This is a genomic window from Accumulibacter sp. (genome assembly GCF_036625275.1).
Taxonomy (GTDB): domain Bacteria; phylum Pseudomonadota; class Gammaproteobacteria; order Burkholderiales; family Rhodocyclaceae; genus Accumulibacter.
Map to the genome: position 1 here is coordinate 23,716 of NZ_JAZKUD010000019.1, position 24,463 is coordinate 48,178.

Here is a 24,463-nt window from a genome sequence, read left to right on the forward strand (position 1 = left end):
CGCGCCCTCCCTACTGATGCATGCGCATCAAGGTGCTCTTGCCGAACAGGCTCTCCACGAGGTCCACCGCCAGCTCTGCGGTCATGTTCCGCCGGTCGAGCGCCGGGTTGAGTTCGACGATGTCGAGCGAGCACAGCCGTCCGGTATCTGCGACCATTTCCATGCATAGTTGCGCCTCGCGATAGGTCGGACCACCACGCACCGTGGTCCCCACCCCAGGCGCGATTTCCGGATCGAGGAAATCGACATCGAGGCTGACGTGCAGGTGCGTTCCCGAACAGATGCCGGTCAATGCTTGCTCCATGGTTCTGCGCATGCCGACTTCGTCGACATAGCGCATGTCGAACACTTCGATGCCGATTTCGGCGAGGAAGCGCTTTTCCCCTGCATCGACACTGCGGATGCCGATCTGGCGAATTTCCTGCGGCGAAATGGCCGGTACATGGCCGCCAATTTCGGTCAATGGGGACGGACCATGCCCGCACAGGCAAGCCACCGGCATGCCATGAATGTTGCCACTTGGCGTCATCGTGGCGGTATTGAAATCGGCGTGTGCGTCGAACCACAACACGCGCAGCTTGTTTCCAGTCTCGCGACAACGACGTGCCACGGCACTGATCGAACCGATGGCAAGGCAGTGGTCGCCGCCGAGAATGATCGGCAGGTTCCCGCCTTTCAGTTCGACATACACCGCATCGTGCAGGCTACGGTTCCACGCCACGACTTCGGACATATGGCGGAAACCATTGACCGCGGGCAGGTCGGGATTGGTCGGCCCACGCAGGTTTCCGCAGTCCTTGACCGCCGAACCAAACTGGCCAATGGCCTTGACGATACCCGCAACACGCAGCGCCTCCGGCCCCATGCTGGCCCCGCGCGTTCCCGCACCGACGTCGGTTGGAACGCCGAGGATGCTCACCGGCAGCTTAACCCCCATCCGCTTGCTCCTTACAAGGCGAACACAGGACTTCGGCATACTTGTGGAACGGAAAATCGGCCACTGACACCAACAGCCTTGGGACTTGGCAGCACTTTTGTTCAGCACCGCTTCGACCCGTTTCGCCGGCCTGTTCCACGCTCACCTCATACCCGGCCATCGCTTCTCTCCTGCGTTTGAGCAACGTCCATGATGGCCTCTCACGAGGGAAACCGGTTTCATTCGACGAACCATGCGAAGATGAAGACAGCCAGCATCGTTACGGCGGTCGCCAGCTTGGCGACCATGGCGACGAGAAAACCGACACCGGCGGCAATGCCGGCGCGCGTCGCAGTGCCGTGGTCGCGGCGTGCGAGGTACTCGCCGCAGACGGCGCCGACGATCGGACCAAGAATCAGCCCCGGCAGCCCGGCAAAAATGCCGAGAATGGCACCGACGCCAGCGCCAGCGATCGCCAGACCGCTGGCGCCTGCCCGCTTGACGCCCCAAACCGACGCGAGAGTTTCGAACAGCCAGGCGGCAAGACCCAGCACCGCCAGTACCACCAGCGTCGGCACACTGACGCGCACGAAATCGTCAAGCCAGGCGGCCAGCAGCATGCCGGCGAAGAGCAGCGGCACGCCGGGCAGCAGCGGCAGAAAGACGCCGAGCAGGCCGAGCAGCATGGCGGCAAAAGCAAGGAACCAGAGCACCTCGGTCATCGCATGACGCCGGTACGGCTCGGGCCTTGCCGGCCGTTGCGCGAGATCGTCGTCACGGGCGATCGTCGGCGTCGACGGTACACGCCTCCTTGCGCCACGACCGAATGACCGTGGTAGTCGTGCTCAAAGCGACAATGACCACCCAAATCTCTGGCAGACCCATGGTTTTCAAGTGGATTGCAGCAGTCAATCACTTTTCCAAAGTGGCTATTCGAGCGTTAACAAAATATCCGGGCACCTATTGTATAGTTATTCGGCACGCTCCGGCATGCGAAGAAACTTAGCCGTGGTCACCTCCGATTGGCAGGCATAGCAACAGCGGGTGACAAGATATCGACATGACAAATAGGAGAAAAAGAATGTACTACCTGAGAAAGATGGCCCTGTTTCTGATTGCCCAAATGTTGTTCATCGGTCTTGCCTTCGCCCAAACCCATGGTACGGCCGCGGAAGCCAAGGGACTTGCGGAAAAGGCGGTTGCATATGTGAAATCAGCGGGTGCCGAAAAGGCGTTTGAAGAGTTTTCGAACAGGGATCCGAAATGGGTGGACAAGGATCTCTATGTCTTCGCCGTAAAAACCGATGGAACCGTGCTAGCCCACGGTGGCAACAAGGCGCTGGTCGGCAAGAGTCTGATTGAGATGAAGGACGCCAACGGCAAATTGTTCATCAAGGAAATGTCGGATCTGGCAAAGGCCAAGGGTAATGGCTGGGTCGACTATCTATTCACCAATCCGCAGACGAAAAAGACCGAACCCAAATCCAGCTTCGTCATTGCGCTACCGGGGTCCGACGGTTTTCTTGGCGTCGGCATCTACAAATAGCAGACTGGTCTGAAATCTCGAATCGCAGACCCGTGCTGCGATTCGAGCGATAGCGGAGGTCGACATGAATTTCCTGGATCGATTGAGTATTGGTGCCAAGCTGTTGCTGGCACCAATGACCATATTGAGCTTGCTGTTGCTGCTGGCAGCAAGTTCCTATTACGCCCTGACGCTGCAGCAAAGTGCCTTGAGCAATATCTTCCAGGTACGCTTTCAGAATTTCAAGCTGGCATCCGAAAGCGCCGCCAAATCCCAGGAAACTTTCGCCGCCAGCTACCAACTCCTCTCTGCGGCAGCGGCAAACTTTCCGGCTGATCGCCTGAAGGAAATGAGCAAGGCACTGGAAATCGCATTGAGTGTGATCGGCACCCAGATCGGGGAAATCGGCAAGGCTGGTTCGCTCACGGCGGAAGAGAAGGAGATCATCGACAAGGTGGCCAAACAGCTGGGCGTCTATCGCAAGGCAGCGATAGATGTCGTCGATGTCTCTCTGACTGATTACAGCATGGGCGCAACGATGATCTCGGTGGTAGAGAAGGAGTTTGTCGCGCTTAGCACGCAGATGACGGCGCTACTCGCTCTGGAGCAGCGCTTGAGCAATGAGGCCTACGAACAAGCCCGTGCGACTTCGGAATGGGTGATCAAACTGCTAATCAGCTTGCTGGTGTTGTCGATCGTGCTTGCCCTCTGGGTCAGCTTCATTGTACGGGCACGGATCGTCGCCACAGTCGGGCAGATCAAGTCTGCAGCGATCAATCTCCAGGGTGGGGATTTGACGCGCCGGGTACAGGCCGCTGGCCGCGACGAAATCGCCCAGACCGCACTGGCCTTCAACGAACTGATCGACAGCTTTCAAAAAGCGGTGCGCCAGGTGCTCGGCGAAGCGAATGCGGTGTCAAATGCGTCGCAGAAACTCTCGGCCAGTTCGCATACTGTGACCAACGGTTCGACACGTCAGGCAGACGCGGCGTCAGCGGTTGCTGCAACCATGGAACAGATGGCGGTCAGTGTGTCCTCGATTGCTGACAACGCGCAGAATGTCAAGGAGACCTCACGTCAGAGCCTTGACAACACACAGGCCGGCAACGCATCGCTGAATCGTCTGCAGCAGGAAGTTGCGAATGTTCGCCAGGCATTCGTCGCCATCAATTCCTCGGTCGGGGAATTTGTCCAGAGCACGCGTTCGATCGCCAACCTGACCCAGCAGGTCAAGGAACTGGCGGATCAGACCAATCTACTCGCACTCAATGCAGCCATCGAGGCGGCGCGCGCAGGTGAACAGGGAAGAGGCTTTGCGGTGGTCGCGGACGAGGTGAGGAAACTCGCTGAGCGTTCTGCTGCGGCAGCCAATAGTATTGATGGTGTCACCAGAACCCTGGAGCAGCAGGCGGTCGTGGTGGAAGTTTCACTGAGCGAAGGGACCAGTTCGCTGAGCCACAGTGACTCTCACTTGCAGGAACTTGAACGCCTCATCGATTCTGCACACCAATCGGTTTCCGATGCCAGTCGCGGAATTGACGAAATCGCCCATGCCGTACACGAACAGAGCGCTGCGAGTGCCGACATTGCGCGAAACCTCGACGAAATCGTTCGCATGGTGGAGGAAAACAATGCAGCGCTCAATCAGGCATCGACAACCACCGAGGAACTCGAAATCCATGCCGGCAATCTGCAAAAGGCAGTAGGGATTTTCCATGCCTGATGGCTGATCGAATGAGTCTCTCCTCCCGGAGGAATAGCAAGCACTGGCCGTGCTGTCGTCGTTACGATGATCCGCTGGCGTCTCGATACGACCGGCGCAGCACTCCAGTGGCCAGCGCGGTACCCAGCACGACGACGACTCCACCCAAAAGCATGCTGGCGTCGAGTCTTTCGCCAAGGAAAACACTGCCCCAGAGAACCCCGAAGAGCGGGATCAGAAAAGTCACGGTCACGGCACGTGAAGCGCCGATGTTGGCAATCAGGCGAAAGAACAGCAGGAAGGCAAGCGCCGTACAGCCCAGACCAAGAACCGTCGCTGCCGCCCACGCCATGCCGCCGGGCGGTACGCTCGGCCAGAACCAGAGCGCGAAAGGCAGCAGGATGATGGCGGCGACAAGTTGCGATCCAGCCGCACTAACCAGAGCGGGAACGCCACCGAGCAACTGCCGGGTCAGGTTGGCGGCCAGGCCATAGGAAAGCGTTGCCAGCAACATCGCGACGATTGCCCAGCCGCTGCCGCCGGGCTTGAAATCGGCCTGACCGGCAGCGAGCAGCAGGACGCCGGCAAAACCGACAACCAGACCGGCCGTGCGCCAGGCACCGAGTTGCTCGCGAAACCAGAGGGCGCCGATCAGTGCGGTGAAGATCGGCACCGTGGCATTGAGAATCGAGGCCAGTCCGGCGGTGATCGACAACATTGCCCAGGCAATCAGCACGAACGGTAGGGCCGAGCCGAACAGGCCCATCACCGCGATGCCCTGCGCGTGCTCGCGCAGCGCCCTGCCCTGCTGACGCAGCAACAACAGGGGCACTAGAAACAGCGCAGCAATCGCAACGCGCAGCCAGATCAGCGCCAGTGGCCCGAAGGCCGGCGCAGCGTAGCGCATGAAGAGAAAGGAACCTCCCCAGAGCGCGGCCAACAGAATCAGATCACCGAAATCACGCAGTCGCATTGAATCGCAAGTCCCCGGATGGCGACCAGAAACGCCAGAGCGAGATCGAGCGGCCGCATGTGTTCAAGCTGAAAGCCGCCTGGCCGCCGCGATGCTGGCCGGGCGGGTGGCCACATCGACCGGCAGCGGGGGGTGCTGACGCCAAACTGGAAAGGTCATGGCCGTTAGTGTGATTGTTTTTTAGAACAAGGACTGCCCGTTGTACCAGCATGCCTCGGCGCTTGGCTCGGTCAGCGCCGTCAGGACGGCGGCCACGAGTTCGTGCGGCGAAGCTGGCAAGTTAAGCTCGCGGTAGGCTTCTGCAGTGCCGAGCATCAGCGCCTCCGATTGTAGAAGAAGGTCGAGATTTTGAGGCAACTCAAGGGCAAAAATCTCACATTTTCGAGCCAAGAGGGAGTGTGCCTTTCGACAAGTTGCCGGCCTGACTTCATAGATCGAACAGAGCTTGTTCACAAGAAAAGGACAGTCTTGCCTCTCCTGGTCCTGCACAGCGCCGGCCTGAGCGAGGTGCGCGCGCAGCCTGTCGACCAACGCAGCGAGCTGCATGGGGGGAAATACGCCGAGCGTTCGCGATATGCGAAGGATTTCAGGCTCTGTCGCTTCCACGCGAACGCGGCAGCAATAGGCACACCCAGCCTTGCACTCCGGAGTTGACCCGGCCTTTGCAGCGCACATGGCAACCCTGTCTACACTCCGATGCAGGTTGGCCACAAATGCAATGGCATGGGACGAGTTCGGAAGCTGACGAAGGGCGAGGACAGCCACGTGACGAACTCGCTGAACAGACTTCAGAAGCGCATTTCTTTCTTCCTCAGTAAGCATGCCCATTGAGTGTCTTGTGAGGTTTGTTATCAGGAGGAGGCTTGTCAAATCAACTCACCGCCAACGCCTCCGAAACACCACGCGCGTGGAACAGGCCCAAGCGTGCCGACGATGAGACCCATGTAGCAGCAAGAAAGAAAAGTTCATTCTCCACACTTGCGAAGCAAGATCCCGGGGGTCCCATTGCTCCCCCGCGAGAGGGAGGGAAGCCTGTTGGTAGCTCCCAACGCTTTCATTCACACCCTTGACCAAGGGAACCTGGAAGAGAGCCGACCGTTACCACTGCAAATGCTGCTGTATTCGGATCGCAGCAGGCCATGGCTTATACTATGGTAGTGCCTGGCTTATTTCAAGGCGCGACCTCTGGGGCCGTCACCGGGATATGACCGTCCCATCACCTCAGAGACATAATTACAAGCACCATCGGGGAGATGACCGTGAAGCCGATTTCCTATACTTGTGCATTGCTGTTGCTGATGCTTGGACTCCCTTCGACCGGCGTCGCGGGCCTCTTTCGTCAATACGCCGATGCGCTTAACGAAACCGTCACACTGGTAAAAACCGGCGAACTCAAGCAGGCTGTGGCAAAGATCGAGAACGTCAATGAGGGCAACGACAAGGACATTCTCTACTTTTTCGAAAAAGGGGAGCTGCTGAGTCTCGGCAGCAACTTCACCAGCAGTCGCGAAACCTGGATGAAAGGCGACGAAATCATTCAAGCGTGGGAAAACGAATTCCGTAGCAATCCATCGAAGATATTTGGTGACATTGGCAGTTTTCTGATCAGCGACAAAACCCGTCGTTACGATGGGCAGGACTACGAAAAGGTACTGCTGTCGACGCGCTTGACCATGAACCACATCATGCTCGGCAATTTCGACCATGCCCGCATCGAGATGAAGAAAACCTATGAACGCGAAAAACTGATCGAGGCTTTCCGTGAGAAGGAATACGACGCGCTCAAGGCTGAGTCGAACAAGCAGGATGCCGGTCAGATCAGCAATCTTGAAAGCTATCCGATGCAGGAGCTCGACACCCCGGAAGTTCGCGAGCTGAAGAACGGTTTCCAGAATGCCTTTGCGCACTATCTGGCCGGCTATTTTTTTGAGGTTACCGACGAGCCCTCGCTCGCCGAGCCGGGTTACCGTAACGCGCTGCAACTGGCGCCTGGCAAAACCATGATCCAGACTGCCCTCAATGATATTGGCAAACACGTGCCTGGTCCTGGCGAGACCGACGTACTATTCGTTTTGGAGACCGGATTTGCACCGCGCATCGACTCGTTGAATATTTCGATCCCCATCATGCGCAAGGGAGGAGTGGTCATCACTCCACTCTCTTTCCCGCTGCTCAAGGTTTCGGAACAGGTGCCAGTACCCTCCTCGCTAGCAGTCGCCGGAGGCCGATATCCGGTCGAGACTCTGACCAATATCGACACCATGGCGCGGCGTCTGCTCAAGGATCAAATGCCAGGAATCATCCTGCGTACGGTCATCCGGGCTGGACTCAAATCGCTCGTCCAGGAACAGGCCAACAAGGCGCACTGGGTCGCCGGGCTGGTCGCCAATGTCGTATCGGCAAGTACCGAACAAGCCGACGACCGCAACTGGCGTACCCTGCCAGAACGGATTTCAATCGCGCGAGCCATGCTCCCGCAGGGCCGGCAAGTCATCGAATTCCAGACGCCGGCTGGCCTATACCGCACTGAAGCCGATCTTTCCGGTCGCTTTACGATTGTGCCGATCCGCATCACCGGGAACGCGGTCTATGTCGGACAACCGCGCCATGCCAAGGACATCGCATCTGGCTTGCTACCCGACAAAACGATTCCCTCTGGCCACCTTGTTCCCTCTGCTCCTGACTCCAGTCGATCTTACGTGACTGCCACCGCACCCGTTGCACCTGCACCCGTGGCGCATACTGCACCAGCCATACAGCCAACCGCCGACCTGGGCAAGCGTGTGCAGGTCGGCGATACGACCTACATCGGCGACTTTCGCTTTGCCCAACCCAGTGGGCTACCCAGTGGCAAGGGGGTCATCGAGTGGCAGAACGGACACCGCTTTGAGGGGCAGCTTGTGAACGGCGTCAAGCAGGGTTATGGTGTTTTCATCGCCCCTGGAAGTTTCCGTTACGAAGGCAATTGGGAGTCCAACAAACAGAACGGCAAGGGAAAAACGATTTTCGACAACGGGGACGTGTACGAAGGCGAAATACTGGACGGTGAATTCCACGGCCAAGGCAGTTACACGACCAAGGATGGCTACCGCTACGAAGGTTCCTGGAAAAAGGGCGTCAAGGAAGGACCGGGAAAACTCACGTTCCCTGATGGCGATTTCTGGGAAGGAATCTTCAGCAATGACCAACGGACGGCCCAGGGGAAAATGACCTTTGCGCCCAAGCCTGACATCGGGGCAAAACCATAAGATACCAACCCGAGGCAATTCCCGCCGAAAAAAATGGCTGGACGGAGATATCCCGTCCAGCCATCCTTCTTGCTAACTGGGTGGCCGTATAAAGACCAGGTGCCAGTTGATTACTTGCCGCCGATAACGCCAGCTTCATTGGCAGCGGTGTTGTTTTTGCCCACTGCAACGGCGGTCGCGTTCTTTTGCGATGCCTGGATTTTGGTGTTGCCCTGAATCTGGGTGCCGCCTTTGATGGCACCGGTCGTGTTCTTGGCGGTGTTACCTTCGCCGACAGCAACCGCTGTTACATTCTCGTTTTTAGCCTTGATGTCGGTATTGCCCTGAATCTGAACGCCCTGGGCATTCGGTGAGGACATGCTGCCCTTCGGGCCAGTCTGGGAGGCCTGGCCGAAAGCAGCGGTAGAGATGACAGCAGAAGCCAGGGCGATGATAGCGAATTGAGTACGCATGTTTGTTTCCTCCATTATGGAAATTTAAACGATGAACTTATGGGTCGGGTGGCGGATTACTTGCCGCCAATGACGCCAGCTTCGTTGGCAGCGGTATTGTTCTTGCCCACTGCGACGGCAGTTGCATTTTTCTGTGAAGCCTGGATCTTGGTGTTCCCTTGAATCTGGGTACCCCCCTTGATGGCGCCGGTCGTATTCTTGGCTTCATTGCCTTCACCGACAGCGACCGCCGTCACGTTCTCGTTTTTAGCCTTGATGTCGGTATTGCCCTGGATCTGCACACCCTGCGGGTTGCTGGAACGCTGGGTTTGTTGAGCGAAAGCCGGGGAAGCAACGATGGCAGCAGCAATCATCATAGAAATCAGACGCATGTGAGTCTCCTTATTCAGTAAAAAAAGTACCGCGAAAGAATCAACCAGTTACTACCTTGAATACGACGCGACGATTTTTCGGATCACGCGCGTCGAGGTTCGGCATCGTTTCGGTCGAGCCCTTGCCGACTGGCACAAAGCGCTTCCGATCGATTCCGTTTCGGGTGGCGATGAAATTCACCACCGCATTGGCGCGATCGCGAGACAGCGCCATGTTCTTGTCAAAATTACCAGCCACGTCGGTGTGTCCTTCAACGATGACGCAGCGATCCGGCGACAACGCCAGGACTTTGGCGATCTGGTTCAAGGTGCCTTCAGAAGCGGCAGAAACCGTTGCACTGCCCGCATTGAACTGGATGGCGAAATCCACCCCCACCGTACGCACATCAGGAGGCAACGAGCCGCAATCCCGCGAGCCTGCTGTCGAAGCAACTTGAGCGGCGGCGGGTTCGGCCGCTGGCGTGGATGGCTGTTGATTGTCAAAAACGATTGCGCGGGTACGCTTTTGTGGCATGCCGGTTTCGGAAGGCATGTTCATCGCGCGCTCGAGCTCCCTGAGTTTCTCTTCATCAGAAGCAGCCTGAGCTACCCCCACGCCGGAGAGCAACATCAAGCCGATCAATACCCTGGAAATGTTGTTATTCATTGTGATCTCACTTGCAAACGTTGATGACTTCTTTGGTTGTTACAACAATGTCGTTTTTGCGACCGCCCCGGTTATCGTTGGGTTGTGTCGTTCCGACATTGACATTACAGGTGCCTTGCTTCTTGCTGCCGACGTTGACGACCTGCTTCTCATCAGTCGGTGTCTTCTGGCCTTTGGCCTGTTCGGACCAGCGTTTAGCCATCGCACTATTGACTTTCTGGTTTCCATGCGCGTCCAGACCCTGAACAGCATAGGCATCGAGCATGCTGAAAGTCATCGAAGAGGCGATGGCAAGACTCATCAGTAGCTTATTTGCAATCATCACTGACCACTCCTCCAATATTGGTACAAGCTTTTCTGTTTCGCCCAATGGCAACCGTCGTCACGTTGCCGGCAGCAACATTCACTTTGGTGCTGGACTTCTGGTCACCCTGAATCACACCAACCCGATTCTTGGCAACGTTGTTGTCTCCAGAGGCAACCGCAGTCATGTTTTTTGTGGTTGCATTGATTTCGGTATTGCCCTGAACTTTGGTCCGCTGATTGGTCTGCGCGAAAGACAAACCGGCGCAAATGATCAAAGTTGTCAAAGCAAGTATGTTGGTCAAACCCAGCATTTTCATTTCATGCCTCCTAATTAGCGCATGGGCAATCGGATGGGCGGACTCCCCCGACGAAATGCCTCTCGCATCGACTGCAATTCCGCATCTGAAACACCAAGCTTGCGGGCACTGAATGATTTGGGATCCGGAGTGAACATCAGATATGCCTGCATTTCGTTGATCAGGAGTTCCTCGTGATTAACCGCATAATTGAAGTTCGTGAGAAACCGCTTGAAGAGTTCCCTCTGGGATTCCGTCAATGTTTCGTGCCAGAAACGCTGACAATACTTGGCGTAATGCGGGTTTGTATAATACTCGCCGTGGGCAAGTTCGTGTAACAGAATCGCATAGCGTGCACCTGGTGAAACCATAGGTTCACCCACTTTCCGGTCCTGGGTCTGCGGTATGGCAAGCACGACAACACCCGGTTTCATGGCCTGGTAAAAACCCCGCCAAAAACGCGCCAGACCCTGTTCAATCAGGAACTCGCGAATCGCAATTTCTTCAGGGTTAAGTTCGATTTTGTCACGTAATGAATAGTTAAAGAACTGCACCAGTTCGGAGATCAGCACATCATGACCAAAAGCAAAGTCGGCCTGTGTGCGGCGTGCGGCTTCAACATAGCGAGCCAGTTCCTGATTGCCGAGCACCTTGGGATAGGCCTCGGTGGTCTGTTGCTCAGTAAATTGGGTAATGCGGTTGAAACTGCGTCCCTGAAAGGTCAAACCTGGAAAATCGAATATGTAAATGTCCGGGTTATCAGACATCTGCCAGACCGTCAGTTCTCCACTGCGGGTCTCGAGAACCTGGGCAAAATCGCCTTGCACGGCATCCAGCGCCCAGGCCGATTGCAGCATGGCCATGAGCACGCTGGCTCCGACCAGTTTCCTGATGCATCCGGCAGTGGTGTCAAATCCAGATTTCACTTGTCTATCCCATTCGGATCGTTCGAGAACCTGTCCCGCGCAGCACCAAAAACTTTGGCATGATTGTCGTAGCGTAGCTCTGGTGCATGTCAACTATCGGCAACTATCGATTTATCGGAAACCCTATTCACGGGGGCTGAGGCGATACGCCTGTGCACGTGATATATTGTTACGAACCTCAACCTGTCGCAACGAGGTTGGCGCACCGATCGAACCCGATACCCACGGATAAACCAGCAAAGCGCCTGTCCGTGGACGATCCTGGTTGTAAACACGCCAGGCGTTGCTTCTCTGCATGAGGTAGCCCGGCTCTGTTTGTGCCAGGGGAACGTAGCGTGACGTTAATCCACCCGGCAGCGGCATCACAGCATTATAATCGACGGAATTATAATCAATGATAATTACCGCCTGTGCTGAAGATACCAGCAAGCCCATGGTAAAAATACCCAGGAGGCTATTTCTCATGAACTGCGACATTGCCATCTTTTCCCCACTTGATAACGTAGGTCTTGCCCGATTTCCTGGAGGTATAGGGTGATTTTCCCTTGGGAACCTTTTCCCCATCCACAAACACATCCCCGTTGATCACGGCAACACCGTCCATCTGTACATCCTGGTCAATGGTTCCCGCCGTGTTGCTGGCAACCGAACCACCCTTTCCTGTCTGAACTTTCACGCCAAGTCCGGAAACGTCAACAGATACTTGCGCTTGCGCAACCATTGCCACACCGAGAATGGCAAGAGTTAGTCCAGCCCACCATTTCATTAATGTCTCCATATTTCACATCTATTAATCGCATAACGCAGCCGGTGAGTGTTCGGTTGACAAGAAAATTCATCGACAACGAACTTTGACTTGCTGCCCATTGCGAAAGATGTGCACGATGCTACCGGACATGGTGTCGTCCCCGATTCTCCCGGAAACATTGTCGACATCATGGCAAGTCACCAGCGGAATACCATCCCGACCGACATGGCTCAAATCAATGTCTTGGGCATTGCCTGTCCCCGTATAGGCACGTGCGCGATTGCGTTGCTCAGTATGGCGCAGTTGACCGCCATCGGAACCAGCAACCCCGGAAGAGGATGATGGGGGCGAAGGATTGTCACTGCCCGATTGATATGCCCTGGCCTTGCTGCGGTTCTCGAATGCTTTCTCTTCTGTTGGTGAGCCACCACGAGGAGCAAGAATCCCGACTCCCTCGTCCTCCGGATTTGCCGGTGCCTCGCCCTGATACCGCACCGCCTTCTCACGCTGCGATTGCGAAGTCGATTTCGAAGGGGTCTTCTCCGGCCCAATGATCAATTCTGCCAACAGCCAGGTCTTCTCCGCCCGGATCTCTGCCGCCATGGCCATGGGTACCAGGATTGGGAGGATCAATGCGCTGTTCAGGAGAAGTCGGTTAACCAGGGAGGACATGGCGATCTCGTCGATTACCGGGTAACCGTGATGTCGATGTAACTGCTCATGGCAGTCGGGTTGCCTTGACGGTACTGGCTCACCACTTCATCAAGCGAGCGAACAGGCAAGGGAGCCAGATCACGGGCACCTTTCAGGGTACCCGGGACGACCAGTTCGCGATCTGCACCGATACAGGCAACCCGCTCCTTGCCAGGTTGATCGAAGCGAATCCTGAAACCGCCACTGGGAAGCCTGACGGTGCTGCCAGAGCGCAAGGTCGGATTGCCAAAGAACTGGTTGGGGAAAATCCGTGCCACGGAACGATTGATATCTTCGTAGTAACAATACACGGTGCCATCGCCCGTCAAGGATAGTGACATGTTCAGGAACTCGCCAACCTTGTAGCTTGGCCTGGAACCTTTGTCGCTTTCGATATTCACCCGGAATGCAGCGGCGGGGACAGCCTGCTGCGGCGGAAGTGCTGCCGGCGCAGGTGCAGGAGTCGGCCGGACAGGCGCAGCCTTGGCCGGTGGTGTGCTGGGTACATAAGCCAGATTGTTCTGGATGTCATCGAGCAGGCTGGCGTAGAGATCGAAGCTGATTCGCCCATCCGCCACCAGATTGTTTTGTGCCTGGTATTCAAGAATGGCGTCCTTCAGCGTGTCATTCATCTTGCCGTCGATCGGGCCACTGTAGCGGTTCATGCTGCCGCCCAGCTTGCGCTGAACAAAAGTGATTCTTTCGTTTTCTTTCAGCGTTTCGTAGGTTTCCAGCGCCTGCTCACGAATCACCGGATTGGTGATGTCCGCATCCAGGCAACGCCAGTAAGGCACCTGGGTGAATTGACCCAGCGTCTCGATCAGGCCGAGTTCAAGCAGGGTCCGCGTCGTTGCACCCAGTCCTTCCGAGCGACTGAAGTCGAGGTTGAACGAGAGGCCAACCTTGCCCAGTTTGCCTCCCGCTTCACCGGACTTGCCGGTCTTGATGATGACCATCGTATTGGAAGTGCTGGTTTGCGGAAGAATCTTCCGGGTGGCCGCATCACCGATACTCATGTCCATGCTGATCAAGTCATAGGAGGCATCGGAAGAGAAACCAAAATCGAAGAAAGCTGCCGCCAGACCGAAGCCACTGTTCTTGCGGATGGTGTTGTCATCCATCTGGGTGATCGAGCCCCGGATGTAGTAATCCGGAATTTTCATCAAGGACTGACCTTTGGTGTCGAAAAGTCGTGCCAGATCGTCACCGCCGCCATGGAAGTCGATAAACTCAAAAGCGTTGCTCTTGACTGTCATTTTGGCGATGGCGGTAATCAGCATTTCCTTGGTGCCTGTGCGCACCTTGCCGGTCTCATCCGGAATGCCGGTCGATGTCACGACGATGCCGTTCTTGCCGTAGGCGAGGAACAATTCATCCATGCATCGCAAGGCCTGGGAAAAATTGGTCACCGTCTTGATGGCCGGGGTCTTTGGAGCGGCAGCGTTGGAAACGGTTGCCGCCGGGTCTTGCGATTTGCCGAGCACGTCCTGCGCCGAAGCAAGGTTGCAGAGCAGTGCCAGAGGAAGCATCGTTAAACCAGGGATCAGTTTCGACATAGTTAAACTTTCTTGATGAAATCGATCGTTCAGCGCAATCGACAAAGATTGCGTCCAATAACATACTCTAACCAAGAGAGGCCTGCCTAACAAGGAAATATTTCACGGTTCGCTCGTGTCAGAGCGACCCAAACGGGTCTTCCGCGATCGGCAAACAGTCTTCGAAAACTGGCTATCCCCGCTACCCAGGGGAGTCGATCGACTGCTGTCGCCAGCCACAGCGGCGCATGGCAAGCGTACTCAGCGTGTCAGCAGCATCAGCATCAGCAGATTGGCGAACATCGAGACGCTGGCAATGATCCGCCAAGTGAGCAGCGGGTTGCGTAGAGCCAGCGGCGTCACGGGAGGTCGGTTGAGCGGTCGGGTGGCGCCGCGTTCAAGCGCCAGCAGGAATTCTTCAGCGGTTTCGAAACGCTGTACCGGGTCTTTCGCAACCGCCTTGAGCAGAATGTTCTCCAGCCAGCCCGGGATGTCCGGACGGTAGCGCGTCGGAGCCAAGGGTTCGCCAAATTTCGGATGCTGGAAAGGTTCGACCTCACCGTAGGGATATTTGCGGGTCAGCAGATGGTAGAGCACGACACCGGCGGCATAGAGGTCATGCGTGGTGCTTGCCCTTCCACCCGAAAAGAGTTCCGGCGCCATGTAGCTCGGTGTGCCAGGGTTGCCGCTGTCGATTTCGTCTTCGGACAAACTGAGCGCAACGCCGAGATCGAGAATGCGCAGGCGGCCGTCACGCCCGAGGTGAATGTTTGCTGGCTTGATGTCACGGTGGGCGACGTCGAGGCGGTGCAGCGCCGAGAGGCCCTTCATCAGACGGATGCCGTGCAGAACGGCATCCGCAACGGTAAAATGCATGTCGGCGTCAAGCATCCGCTGCAGCGTCGCACCCTCGTGCCAAGTCTGCAGGTAGTAAAGGCAACTGCGTCGTTCAGCCGGGAGCAGTTGCGGGAAGAAAGGTGAGACGATACGCCGGGCACGCCATTCCTCCATGATCAATGCTCGAATTTCCTCGGCGTCATCGGCGAGTTCCGGACGCAGCGTCTTGAGCACCAGAGGTTGGCCGGAGAACTGGTCGGTGACACGGTAAAGCAGCGTTGCTCGCGAGTCGTGCAGCACTTCGTCGATGCGCAGACCATCGAAGGTCTGGCCAGGCTTGAAGCGAGGCGGTAAGGGGAGGCGCGACGTACCTTCGAGCGAGTCACGTAGGTTTTCCGCCGGCAGCTCGGCGACGCGCAAGACCACAGCACTGGCATTATCCTGGCTACCCGACGCCAGCGCCAGGCTGGTGAGCGATGCGGCAGCCTGCTGCGCATCGGGATGTGCGATCAGTACGCCACAGATACGCTGCTTGTCGAGAACGCCCCAGACGCCGTCGGAGCAAAGCAAGAAGCAATCTCCCACCTGCAGTTCACCGTCAGCGAAATCGAGATGGAAGTGGCGGTCGAGGCCAACAGCCCTTGATAGAACGTTCCTGAGTTCCGGGTGTTCCCAAACGTGGTCGGTTGTCAAGCGCCGGCAGACGCCATCGCGCAGCAGGTAGAGGCGCGAATCGCCGACATGTGCGCACACGTAACGCCGGCCGCGCAGCACCAGAGTGGTGAGTGTCGTCGCCATGCCGGCGAGTTCGGGCTGCCGGCCAGCTTCGGCCATCACCCAACGGTTAAGCGGGACGACGACCTTTTCCAGCGCACGCGGCACGCTCCAGGTCTCGGGTGTCGCGTAATAGTCAGAGAGCAGGCCACGCACGGTGTACTCGGCAGCCTCGCGCCCGCCCTTGTGGCCGCCGATGCCATCGGCGACGGCGGCGATCAAGCCTTTGTTCTCAAGATCTGCGCCGTGCGGGGTGACCATGCCGCAGAAGTCCTCGTTACGTTCGCGAGGACCGGTCAGCGAGGAATGACCAACGTCGACAGTCAGCGGCATGCGGGCTTGGCTCCGGAAAGGAAAGGGCGGCAGGTCGCAATGTACCGTGCCGCCCGTGCGAAGAAAACCACCGGTTCAGATTTTGGCTGCCGTCAGGTGTGCGGCACCCCAAGTCGTCCGCCAGCGGTTCTTGACCCCCGAGAGGCCGGCGAAAGCCAATAGCGCCAGTGCGGCAAAGATCAGGAAGCCGATCTGATAGCTGCCGGTGATCTGCTTGGCGTAACCGAGCGACGATGCCAGGTAGAAGCCGCCGATACCCCCGGCCATGCCGACCAGACCGGTCATGACGCCAATTTCCTTGCGGAAGCGCTGCGGCACCAACTGGAAAACGGCGCCGTTGCCCATGCCGAGCGCCAGCATCGCGCCGACAAAAGCGAGCAGCGCCATCCACGCCGTCGGCAGGCCCATACTGACAACGCCAAGGAAGGCCGCGGCCAGTACGTACATCACCGACAGGCTCTTGATGCCGCCGATGCGGTCAGCGACGTTGCCGCCAATCGGTCGCACCAGTGATCCGGCAAATACGCAGGCGGCAGTGAAGAAGCCGGCGGTCTTGGCGTCGAGGCCATACTGGATATTGAAGTAGATGGTCAGCGACGAGGCGAGGCCGACAAAACCACCGAAGGTCACCGAGTAGAAGAACATGAACCACCAAGCGTCGGTATCCTTGAGCACTTTCAGGTATTCGGCCAGAGATTTCGGCGCCGGGCACTCGGGCGCGTCCTTGGCGGCGACCAGATAGAAGATGAAGACCAGAACCAGCGGGATTAGCGCCAGACCGAAAACGTTGCTCCAGCCAAAAGCGATCGCCAGGCTCGGTGCGATCAGCGCCGCAAGCGCCGTTCCCGAGTTGCCGGCACCGGCAATCCCGAGTGCCGTTCCCTGATGCTCGGGCGGGTACCAGCGTGAAGCAAGCGGCAGCGCGACCGCGAAAGAGGCACCGGCGACACCGAGGAACACGCCGAGGATCAGCGTCTGTTCGTAGCTGTGGATGCCGAAGTACCAAGCGAAGAACAGTGCAACGATGACGATCACCTGGCCGATGGCACCGGCCAGTTTCGGTTTCAGGTGGTCGACGAGGATGCCCATGAAAATCCGCAGGATGGCACCGGCGAGAACCGGAGTGGCGACCATCATCCCTTTCTGTGCGTGCGTCAGGCCGAGATCCTTGGCGATCTGCACGCCTAGAGGTCCGAGCATGACCCAGACCATGAAGGCCAGGTCGAAATAGAGAAAAGCCGCCAGCAGAGTCGGCCGATGTCCCGCCTTCCAGAATGTCTTGTCCATGCTTTTTATCCCTTCAGTTCAGATCAGATTTGCAGAAAAACCGTTCCGCTGTCGATACGGACAGGGTAACGACGTGAGCAGCCTTCGTCGGGCGCCACCGCTTCGCCAGTATCGAGGCGCAGTTTCCAGCCGTGCAGCGGGCAGGTCACCTGATTGCCATGCACGAGTCCCTGCGACAACGGCCCGCCCTTGTGCGGGCACTGATCGCGCAATGCGAACACCTCACCACCCGAAGTGCGGAAGATGGCAATATTCCCGCTGGTCGAGCGCACCACGCGGCTGCCCATGCGCGGGATTTCGTGAAGCTCACAGATCGATTTCCATTCAGCCATTTCTGTTCTCCAATCCTTCATACCGAAAGCAGTTCATACTCGTTGTGCTCAACGCCGGCGATACGCTCGGCCCAGGGATCCTTGGCGTCCTTCAGCTCGGCCAGCAGGCGCCCGTACAGCGCCTTGCGGTTCTCTTCATCCTCGACGACGCGCTGCTTGGCATGGTCGAGGCCGACACGTTCAAGGTAATGGCAAGTTCGTTCGAGGTAGAAACCTTCTTCGCGGTAGAGCTGCAGGAAGGCGCCGGCGTACTCCATCACCTCTTCATCACTCCTGACCTTGACGAAGAACTGGGCAACCTCGGTCTTGATCCCGCCGTTGCCGCCAACGTACAGTTCGTAGCCCGAGTCGACGCCGATCACGCCGACGTCCTTGATGCCCGCCTCGGCACAGTTGCGCGGACACCCTGAAACTGCGAGCTTGACCTTGTGCGGTGCGTACATGTCGAACAGCATCTTCTCGAGCTTGACGCCCATGGCCATCGCCAGTTGCGTACCGAAGCGGCAGTGCTCCAGACCAACACAGGTCTTGACGGTACGAATCGATTTGCCGTAGGCGTGCCCTGAGGGCATGTCGAGATCCTTCCAGACGCTGATCAGGTCTTCCTTCCTGATCCCGAGCAGGTCGATGCGCTGGCCGCCGGTGACCTTGATCGTCGGTACCTGGTACTTGTCGGCGACATCAGCGATGCGGCGCAACTCGGCCGCTGTGGTCAACCCTCCCCACATCCGCGGCACCACCGAAAAAGTTCCGTTCTTCTGGATGTTGGCATGCGCACGTTCGTTGATCAGGCGTGAACGTGGATCGTCCTTGGCCTCTTTCGGCCAGGTCGAGATCAGGTAGTAGTTCAGCGCCGGACGGCACTTGTCGCAGCCGTCGGGCGTCTGCCATTCGAGGAAACGCATGACCTCATCGATGCTCAGCAGGTGCTGCGCACGAATCGCGTCGCGCACTTCCTGATGCGAGTAATCGGTGCAGCCGCAGACCGCCTTGCGGTTCGAAGCCGCCGGCGTATAGGCTCCGCCGATCGTCGCCGAGAGGATCTGTTCGCAGAGGCCGGCACAGGAGCCGCAGGACGATGCGGCCTTGGTGTGTTTCTTGATGTCATCGAGCGTGAACAGCCCCTTTTCCTTGATCGCCTTGACGATGCTGCCCTTGCTGACCCCGTTGCAACCGCATACTTCGGCGCTGTCGGCCATGGATGCCGCTTTGCTGTGGCCCTGATGGCCGACATCGCCGACATGTGACTGTCCGAATAGCAGATGATCGCGAATCTCATGGATGTCCTGACCGTCGCGCAGCAACTGGAAGTACCAGGGACCATCGGCGGTGTCTCCATAGAGAACACCACCCACCAGTTTGTTATCCTTGATCACCAGTTTCTTGTAAACACCACCGGCCGCATCATTGAGAACGATTTCCTCGCTATCGTGACCGCCAAAAAAGTCCCCGGCCGAGAACAGGTCGATGCCGGTGACCTTGAGTTTGGTCGAGGTCACTGACCCGGTGTAGCGGCTGATCCCGTAATTGCCGAGATGGTTGGCGGCGACCTTGCCCTGCTCGAAAAGCGGCGCGACGAGTCCGTACGCGATCCCGCGGTGTGCAACACATTCGCCGACGGCGTAGACTTTCGGGTCGTAGGTCTGCATGGTGTCGTTGACCACGATACCGCGGTGGCAGTAGATGCCCGCCGATTCGGCCAGCGTCGTATTCGGGCGAATGCCCACAGCCATCACCACCAGATCGGCAGGGATCTGCAGACCATCCTTGAGGCGGATGGCGGCGACGCGCCCGCTCTCGCCGGCGATCAACATTTCGGTCTGTTTGCCCAGCAGAAACTTCAGGCCGCGATCTTCGAGCGATTTTTGCAGCATCCGGCCGGCGGTCTGGTCGAGCTGGCGTTCGAGCAGCCAGTCGGCGAGATGGACCACCGTCACGTTCATCCCTCGCAGTTTGAGTCCGTTGGCTGCTTCAAGACCGAGCAGTCCGCCACCGATCACCACCGCATGTCGGTAGCGGCGCGCGGCGTCGATCATCGCGTCGGTGTCGCCGATGTCGCGATAGGAAATGACCCCTGGCAGATCATTGCCGGGCACCGGCAGGATGAACGGGTTCGAACCGGTCGCCAGCAGCAGTCGGTCATACGGCGCTTCGGTACCGTCTTCGGCGATCACCCGGCGCAGCACTCGGTCAATCCTGCTCACTTTCTTGCCGAGGTGCAATTTGATGCCGTGCTCAGCGTACCAATGGTGATCGTTGAGAATGATGTCCTGGATCGTCATTTCGCCGGCCAGCACCGGCGAGAGCAGAATGCGGTTGTAGTTGGGGTGCGGCTCGGCACCAAAGACAGTGATATCGTACTGATCGGGGGCGATCTTCAGCAATTCATCAAGCGTGCGTACGCCAGCCATCCCGTTGCCGACCATCACCAGATTTTTCTTGCCCATCTTCACGGCTCCCATTGATGCGTCTTGATGACCAACATCAAGCAATAACCGTGCCCGCATCTTCCGCGCTGATTTTTCATGCCTTTTGATAAACTCTTGCGCCACCGCCGATGATGCGACGCACAATTTCAGGGCATGCTGCTGCATTCTGGTGCGGTAATATGGTCGCCGACATGCGGCAGGGGCCATCGGCGAGCATTCGGGGTGGCAGGGTGTGGGCCACGGTGCACGCTTCGGGTGGCCACCAAAAGGTCACTTTTTTCACGTCCGCGCACGACATATCCGGTTAAAATGTTTTTGGGTTGATCTGTATGGTCGGATATGCTGTCCGGCTTGTCGGCACAGCCGGCAGCCATTGAAAAAACCGGGAGGAAATCAATGAATCGAGTCTATGCCGCGGCAGTGCTGACGCTGCTGGTAACGCTGCTGGCCGGCTGCGCCGCCAATCCGATACGGCAATATGACTCCGAGCTCAAGGAAACCGTCAACCTGGTGAAGACCGGCGCCGTCAAGCAGGCGATCGAACAGGTCGAGAAGAACAATACTGCCGGCCCGCTGACCCAGGACAAGGACATTCTCTACTACTTCGAAAAGGGCGAGCTGCTCAACCTCGACAAGGACTATGCCGGCAGTCGCGACACCTGGCTCCAGGCCGATGCCATCATTCAGCAATGGGAAGAGGAATACCGCACCAATCCACAAAAACTGTTCGGTGACATCGGTAGCTACCTGATCAGCGACAAGACGCGTCGCTACGACGGTCAGGACTACGAGAAGGTCATGCTGTCGGCGCTACTTACCCTCGACCATATCCTCCTCGGCAACGCCGATCTGGCGCGTATCGAAATGAAGAAAACCTACGAGCGCGAGCAGTTGATCAAATCTTTCCGCGAGAAGGAATACGACAAGCTCAAGGAAGAGGGAGACAAGCTCAAGGTCGATAACGATCCCAAGCGTCTCAAGGACTATCCGCTCGCCGAACTCGACACACCGGAAGTCCGCGATTTGAAGAACGGCTACCAGAATGCCTTCGCGCACTACCTTGCCGGCTACTTCTTCGAAGTTACCGGCGAGCCTTCGCTGGCCGAGCCGGGCTACCGCAATGCGCTGCAACTTTCACCGAACAAGCTGCTCATCCAGGGTAGCCTGAAAAACGTCGGCAAGCGCAAACCCGGGCCGCGCGAGTCGGACGTGCTCTTCGTCGTCGAATCGGGATTCGCGCCGTCGTGGAAGTCGATCACCCTCCCGATCCCGGTGCCACGCAAGAATGGACTGGTCGTCACGGCACTCTCGTTCCCGACCCTCAAGACGGAGAACCGCGGTTTCGTTCCCCCGGTATTGACGGTTGCCGGCCGCCAGTTGCCGGTCGAGACGCTGAGCAACATCGATACCATGGCGCGTCGGCTGCTCAAGGATCAGATGCCGGCGATCATTCTGCGCACAGTCATCCGTGCTGCGCTAAAAGCCGTCGCCGAAGATCAGGCGAACAAGGCGTCGCCGATCCTCGGACTCGCAGTCGGCGTGGCCTCCGTGGCCACCGAGCAGGCCGACGACCGCAGTTGGCGCACGCTGCCCGAGCGCATTTCGGTAGCGCGCGCGATCTTGCCACACGGTCGACAAACGGTCGAGTTCCAGACCGGCGCCGGCGCTTATCGCACCGAAGTCAACATCGGCAGCCGTTTCACCATCGTTCCCATTCGACTCACCGGTGGTGCCGTCTATGTCGGGCAGCCGAACGTCGCCATCGAAAGCGCTCAGGCGGTCAGTAGCGCGCCCGATGCCCGTCCCCAGGCGCGTGGCGTTCGCGGGAAGCCGGCCAAGGCGGCGGCAACCCAGTAATATCCTGCAGGAGATTCTCATGAGACGCCTCTCCCTTATCGTGGTCAGCCTGATTTTCGCTCTCGCTGCCGCCAGCAACGCGCTGGCTGCGGCTGAACGGCGTGTCGCGCTGGTGATCGGCAACAATGACTATCAGAACATCACCAAACTGGAGAAGGCGGTCAACGATGCCAATTCCGTGGCTCGCGAACTCAAGAAGATCGGCTTCGAAGTGACGGCCTACAACAACGTCGGCCAGAAGAAGATGAACCTGGCGGTCAACGAGTTCGTGCAAAAGATCTCCGGCGGCGGGATCGGAATTTTCTTCTTCGCCGGACATGGCTTGCAGGTCAACAACCAGAACTTCCTGGTGCCGGTCGACATGGATTCCCCGCGCAGCGAAAACGACCTCGCCGACCAGGCGGTGAGCGTACTGGCGATCCAGGACAAGATCGCCGACGCCAAGGCCAAGTTCACCCTGCTCGTTCTCGACGCCTGCCGCGACAATCCCCTGCCGAAGAAAGCCGGCACGCGCTCGATCGGCGCCACGCGTGGTCTGGCGCCACCACAGGCGCCCAACGGTCAGGTCGTTCTCTATTCGGCGGGCGCCAACCAGCAGGCGCTCGACAAGCTGGGCGACAACGACAACAACCCGAACGGCCTGTTCACCCGTGAGTTTCTGCCATCGATCACGCAGCCGGGAATCAGCGCTACCGACGCCATGCGCAAGGTGCGCAGCAAAGTCACCCAGAAGGCGAAGTCGGTCGGTCACGACCAGCAGCCGGCACTCTACGAACAGACCGACGGCGACTTCTATTTCGTCGCCGGCCCGGCAACGGCACCGACACCGGGTAGTCCGACGACGGTGGTGCAGACGGTCGACCCGAAAGCAGTCGAACTGGCATTCTGGGACAGCATCAAGAACAGCAACGCGCCGGAAGATTTTAGCGATTACCTCAGCAAGTATCCGGACGGACAATTTTCCGCACTTGCCAAGCGGCGCTTGGGCGCCACCAACTCGACAGGAACCCGCGGTGGCGACTCCCCGACTGCGGCACCAGCGCCGACCCAACTGGCGCTCAGCCAGCCGCGACCCGCACCGGAAACTGCGCCGAGCATCGCCAGCAAGATCGAGGAACTGGGCAAGATGGTTTCCCTCACGGTGAGCGACCTGCGCGCCACCCGGCGCGACAACCTGCTGCGCATCCAGGTCGAGATCACCAACACCGGCTCCAGCAACCAGCAGCTCTACTATCGCTTCAAGTGGCTCGATCGCGACGGCTTCTCCGTCTGGGACGATGAGCCCTGGAAACCGCTGCTGGTCTATGGCCAACAGAAGCAACTGATCAATGTAGTCGGACCGACCTTCAAGGCAACCGATTTCCGACTCATCCTGCAAAGTCCGAATAACATCAGCAACTAAGTCGTGGTAGCCGACAGCGGTCAGTGCTTCTGCCCCACGGCCATGGCTTTCCCAGGCGCCGCCGATCATGAAAGTCATGACCGTTTCCCGCACCCGGTCCTCTCCCGCTTACGGGAAGGAGGCGGGGCATGAGTCGCTGACACGACTTGCATCGCCAGCCGGCCGGGCATCCCCACCCTACCACCCCATTTCACAACACGACCGATCGCCGGTCGCCTACATCGCCATCAGGAGGTAATGCAATGCAAGGTCAATTCAAGTCCGAAATCCGCTTCACCCTGCTTGCCAGCACACTGGTGCTGGCCCTGGCCGGCTGTACGACGATTTCTTCACCGACAGTCGGTGGCGGCAATGTCAGCTACGGCGACGCCAAGGCCGTCGAAACGGTGACTACCGACCTTGGGTCGACCGACATTCAGATGATCTCGGAAAAAATGACCCAATCGCTGATTCAGCACCCGTTGATCCAGGACCTGATCCGCAAGCGCCAGTTGCTGATGGCCTCGCCAGTGAAGAACAAGACCAGCGAATACTTCGACACCCGTCTGATCACCGACACTATCCTGACGCAATTGCAGAAAAGCGGGGTCCGCTACGCCATTGAGGGCGAGGACATGCAGAACCAGGTCGATGAACTGCGCCGGCAGAACCAGAGCGGTCTCTACGACAAGGGCAAGTCGGTCAAGATGGGCAGAATGCAGGGTGCCAAATTCCGTATCGACGGCAGCATTTCGTCGATCGTGAAGAAGAACGTAGACATCAAGGACGTTTACTACAAAATGAACCTGCGTCTGGTCGAGATCGAAACCGGCATCGTCGAATGGTCCGACGAGAAGGACATCCGCAAGTCAGCCAGACGCTAGTCGCTCACCCAG

24 protein-coding genes and 1 pseudogene are annotated in these 24,463 nt (G+C 58.0%); 7 read left to right on the plus strand and 18 right to left on the minus strand.

What is annotated here, in order from left to right; translation table 11 throughout:
• Window positions 1–10: 10 nt before the first annotated feature.
• Both rocF and V5B39_RS09030 read right to left on the minus strand, forming a co-directional pair.
• On the minus strand, window positions 11–937 hold the full coding sequence (gene rocF / locus V5B39_RS09025) for an arginase (RefSeq protein WP_332342565.1): 927 nt from the start codon (window positions 935–937) through the stop codon (window positions 11–13).
• A gap of 218 nt (window positions 938–1,155) precedes the next feature.
• Window positions 1,156–1,638 carry a DUF456 domain-containing protein gene (locus V5B39_RS09030; protein ID WP_332342566.1) on the minus strand — a complete coding sequence of 161 codons (483 nt, stop codon included), beginning with the start codon at window positions 1,636–1,638 and terminating at the stop codon, window positions 1,156–1,158.
• 359 nt (window positions 1,639–1,997) lie between these two features.
• On the opposite strand from V5B39_RS09030, the gene V5B39_RS09035 reads away from it, so the two are divergent.
• Both V5B39_RS09035 and V5B39_RS09040 read left to right on the plus strand, forming a co-directional pair.
• The gene (locus tag V5B39_RS09035; protein WP_332342567.1) at window positions 1,998–2,462 is read left to right on the plus strand and encodes a cache domain-containing protein; all 465 of its coding nucleotides are present in this window, start codon (window positions 1,998–2,000) and stop codon (window positions 2,460–2,462) included.
• 64 nt (window positions 2,463–2,526) lie between these two features.
• Complete coding sequence (locus V5B39_RS09040) at window positions 2,527–4,164, plus strand: methyl-accepting chemotaxis protein (RefSeq protein ID WP_332342568.1); 1,638 nt, start codon at window positions 2,527–2,529, stop codon at window positions 4,162–4,164.
• A 61-nt stretch (window positions 4,165–4,225) separates the two neighbouring features.
• On the opposite strand, the gene V5B39_RS09045 is transcribed toward V5B39_RS09040, so the two are convergent.
• The 3 genes and pseudogenes from V5B39_RS09045 to V5B39_RS09055 form a co-directional block, all read right to left on the minus strand.
• On the minus strand, window positions 4,226–5,116 hold the full coding sequence (locus V5B39_RS09045) for a DMT family transporter (protein WP_332342569.1): 891 nt from the start codon (window positions 5,114–5,116) through the stop codon (window positions 4,226–4,228).
• Window positions 5,117–5,296: 180 nt separating this feature from the next.
• Window positions 5,297–5,431: a hypothetical protein gene (locus V5B39_RS09050; RefSeq protein WP_332342596.1), complete on the minus strand. Its 135-nt coding sequence runs from the start codon at window positions 5,429–5,431 to the stop codon at window positions 5,297–5,299.
• Window positions 5,432–5,524: 93 nt separating this feature from the next.
• A pseudogene (locus V5B39_RS09055) lies at window positions 5,525–5,944 on the minus strand (YkgJ family cysteine cluster protein); the annotation flags it as partial.
• 431 nt (window positions 5,945–6,375) lie between these two features.
• Between V5B39_RS09055 and V5B39_RS09060 the strand changes: the two are divergent.
• Complete coding sequence (locus V5B39_RS09060; protein ID WP_332342570.1) at window positions 6,376–8,364, plus strand: hypothetical protein; 1,989 nt, start codon at window positions 6,376–6,378, stop codon at window positions 8,362–8,364.
• Between the two features lie 110 nt (window positions 8,365–8,474).
• Here the strand turns inward: V5B39_RS09060 and V5B39_RS09065 are convergent, their stop codons facing one another.
• Genes V5B39_RS09065 through V5B39_RS09080 form a run of 4 tightly spaced genes read right to left on the minus strand, consistent with a single transcriptional unit; the run spans window position 8,475 to window position 10,098 of the window.
• Window positions 8,475–8,816 (minus strand): hypothetical protein, encoded by a 342-nt coding sequence (locus V5B39_RS09065; RefSeq protein WP_034930173.1) that lies wholly within the window; start codon window positions 8,814–8,816, stop codon window positions 8,475–8,477.
• A 56-nt stretch (window positions 8,817–8,872) separates the two neighbouring features.
• Window positions 8,873–9,187 carry a hypothetical protein gene (locus tag V5B39_RS09070; RefSeq protein ID WP_034930171.1) on the minus strand — a complete coding sequence of 105 codons (315 nt, stop codon included), beginning with the start codon at window positions 9,185–9,187 and terminating at the stop codon, window positions 8,873–8,875.
• A 40-nt stretch (window positions 9,188–9,227) separates the two neighbouring features.
• Window positions 9,228–9,833 (minus strand): OmpA family protein, encoded by a 606-nt coding sequence (locus tag V5B39_RS09075; RefSeq protein ID WP_332342571.1) that lies wholly within the window; start codon window positions 9,831–9,833, stop codon window positions 9,228–9,230.
• Between the two features lie 7 nt (window positions 9,834–9,840).
• Window positions 9,841–10,098, minus strand: a complete 258-nt coding sequence (locus V5B39_RS09080; protein ID WP_332342572.1) for a hypothetical protein — start codon at window positions 10,096–10,098, stop codon at window positions 9,841–9,843.
• Between V5B39_RS09080 and V5B39_RS09085 the strand changes: the two genes are divergently transcribed.
• On the plus strand, window positions 10,097–10,474 hold the full coding sequence (locus V5B39_RS09085) for a hypothetical protein (protein ID WP_332342573.1): 378 nt from the start codon (window positions 10,097–10,099) through the stop codon (window positions 10,472–10,474). The two genes, V5B39_RS09080 and V5B39_RS09085, sit on opposite strands and share 2 nt — an antisense overlap.
• Here V5B39_RS09085 and V5B39_RS09090 read toward each other — a convergent pair.
• From V5B39_RS09090 to nirB, 9 genes are all read right to left on the minus strand, one after another.
• The gene (locus tag V5B39_RS09090) at window positions 10,471–11,361 is read right to left on the minus strand and encodes a hypothetical protein (RefSeq protein ID WP_332342574.1); all 891 of its coding nucleotides are present in this window, start codon (window positions 11,359–11,361) and stop codon (window positions 10,471–10,473) included. The two genes, V5B39_RS09085 and V5B39_RS09090, sit on opposite strands and share 4 nt — an antisense overlap.
• A gap of 123 nt (window positions 11,362–11,484) precedes the next feature.
• On the minus strand, window positions 11,485–11,838 hold the full coding sequence (locus V5B39_RS09095; RefSeq protein WP_332342575.1) for a hypothetical protein: 354 nt from the start codon (window positions 11,836–11,838) through the stop codon (window positions 11,485–11,487).
• Window positions 11,816–12,127 (minus strand): hypothetical protein, encoded by a 312-nt coding sequence (locus tag V5B39_RS09100; protein ID WP_332342576.1) that lies wholly within the window; start codon window positions 12,125–12,127, stop codon window positions 11,816–11,818. The genes V5B39_RS09095 and V5B39_RS09100 overlap by 23 nt, the downstream gene beginning before the upstream one ends.
• 69 nt (window positions 12,128–12,196) lie before the next feature.
• Window positions 12,197–12,781 carry a hypothetical protein gene (locus tag V5B39_RS09105; RefSeq protein WP_332342577.1) on the minus strand — a complete coding sequence of 195 codons (585 nt, stop codon included), beginning with the start codon at window positions 12,779–12,781 and terminating at the stop codon, window positions 12,197–12,199.
• 14 nt (window positions 12,782–12,795) lie between these two features.
• Complete coding sequence (locus V5B39_RS09110) at window positions 12,796–14,331, minus strand: DUF4384 domain-containing protein (protein ID WP_332342578.1); 1,536 nt, start codon at window positions 14,329–14,331, stop codon at window positions 12,796–12,798.
• Between the two features lie 267 nt (window positions 14,332–14,598).
• Window positions 14,599–16,281 (minus strand): bifunctional protein-serine/threonine kinase/phosphatase, encoded by a 1,683-nt coding sequence (locus V5B39_RS09115; protein WP_332342579.1) that lies wholly within the window; start codon window positions 16,279–16,281, stop codon window positions 14,599–14,601.
• Between the two features lie 75 nt (window positions 16,282–16,356).
• Window positions 16,357–17,568: a nitrate/nitrite transporter gene (locus tag V5B39_RS09120; RefSeq protein ID WP_332342580.1), complete on the minus strand. Its 1,212-nt coding sequence runs from the start codon at window positions 17,566–17,568 to the stop codon at window positions 16,357–16,359.
• Between the two features lie 23 nt (window positions 17,569–17,591).
• Window positions 17,592–17,900 carry a nitrite reductase small subunit NirD gene (gene nirD / locus V5B39_RS09125; RefSeq protein ID WP_332342581.1) on the minus strand — a complete coding sequence of 103 codons (309 nt, stop codon included), beginning with the start codon at window positions 17,898–17,900 and terminating at the stop codon, window positions 17,592–17,594.
• 17 nt (window positions 17,901–17,917) lie between these two features.
• Entirely contained in the window at window positions 17,918–20,347 is a 2,430-nt protein-coding gene (nirB, locus tag V5B39_RS09130) for a nitrite reductase large subunit NirB (protein ID WP_332342582.1), read from the minus strand.
• Between the two features lie 378 nt (window positions 20,348–20,725).
• Here nirB and V5B39_RS09135 point away from each other — a divergent pair, with 378 nt between their 5' ends.
• From V5B39_RS09135 to lpoB, 3 genes are all read left to right on the plus strand, one after another.
• Window positions 20,726–22,186, plus strand: coding sequence for a COG3014 family protein (locus V5B39_RS09135; RefSeq protein WP_332342583.1), 1,461 nt, complete (start codon window positions 20,726–20,728; stop codon window positions 22,184–22,186).
• A gap of 19 nt (window positions 22,187–22,205) precedes the next feature.
• Complete coding sequence (locus V5B39_RS09140) at window positions 22,206–23,588, plus strand: DUF1425 domain-containing protein (protein WP_332342584.1); 1,383 nt, start codon at window positions 22,206–22,208, stop codon at window positions 23,586–23,588.
• Window positions 23,589–23,830: 242 nt separating this feature from the next.
• On the plus strand, window positions 23,831–24,451 hold the full coding sequence (lpoB, locus tag V5B39_RS09145) for a penicillin-binding protein activator LpoB (protein WP_332342585.1): 621 nt from the start codon (window positions 23,831–23,833) through the stop codon (window positions 24,449–24,451).
• Window positions 24,452–24,463 lie beyond the last annotated feature (12 nt).